We start from the raw sequence: 1,126 nt of genomic DNA on the forward strand, positions 1-1,126 counted from the left end.
GCGGCGAAGGCCGCGGCCGGGGAGGCGGTGTACGGGGCGGCGCGGGCGGCGCTCCAGTTGCACGGCGCGATCGGTTACACGCAGGAGCTGGAGCTGTCGCTGTGGATCCGCGGGGCGCGGGCGCTGCGGACGGCGTGGGGCACTCCGGCACAGTGCCGGGCGCGGATCATGGAGATATTTCACTAGTAAAACACCTGCTAATGTTTTCGGCATGGGGAAACACGCTGAGCCTGCCGGGAAGCGCCGAACCACCGCGCCGGGACGCGGGGTGCGCGCCCGGCCGCTGCACCTGCGCGGCGCCGTGCGGCTGCGCCGCCCCGTCGACATCTGGCACAAGCCCGCCCTCAGCGCGGTCATCGCCCTCGCCGTCCCCGACCTCACTCTGTACGCACTGGACCGGCTCGACCTGGTCCTCTACACCTCGGCCGGGGCGATGTGCGCCCTGTACACCCACGGCCTGCCGTACGCCGCCCGCGCCCGCGCCCTGGCATGGGTGGTGCTCGGCATGGTCGCGAGCCTCGCCGTCGCGCTCACCGCGGCGTCGCTCACCACCTCCGTCCCCCTGCTCGTCACGATGGCCTCGCTGGTCGCGGCGGTCCACAAGATGGTCTGCGACGCGACACGGATCGGCCCGCCCGGCAATCTGATCTTCACCTTCATCGCCGCCTCGGCCTTCTTCGTCCCCCAGCACCTGGGACAGGTCCCCTTCCACACGGCGCTGGCGCTGGCCGCCGGGGCGGTCGCCTGGCTGGTGGGCATGGCGCCCGCGCTGGTACGGCCGCACGGACCGGAGCGGATCGCCACCGCCCGCGCGCTGGAGGCCGCCGCCGCGCTGCTCCGCACGCCACCGGAGGGCACACCGGCCGCGCGGCACGCGGTCGCAGCGGCCGTGAACGCCGCCTGGCACACCCTCTTCCTCGTCCCCGCCCGCACACAGGCCAAGGCCGCCTCGCGGGCCGGCCTGGAGCGGCTGCTGATCCGCGCCGAGGCGGTCCTGGGCGGCCCGGACGGCATCGCGGACCCGGCCGCCGAGGCCGGACGGCTCACCGGGTGGGCCCACGGGCTGCGCCGCGGCCACCCGCTCCCCCACGTCCCGCTCTCCCCCGCGCAGACCGACGAACTCGCC

General features: G+C 75.2%; 1 protein-coding gene and 1 pseudogene. Both read left to right on the top strand.

Annotated features, from left to right (window positions below):
- Positions 1–186 (top strand): acyl-CoA dehydrogenase family protein (locus AC51EU_RS30680; protein ID WP_496270359.1); only part of this gene is annotated, 186 nt, incomplete at its 5' end.
- Between the two features lie 25 nt (positions 187–211).
- A pseudogene (locus AC51EU_RS30685) lies at positions 212–1,126 on the top strand (FUSC family protein); the annotation flags it as partial.

The sequence above is a fragment of the Candidatus Streptomyces philanthi genome, from assembly GCF_059553635.1.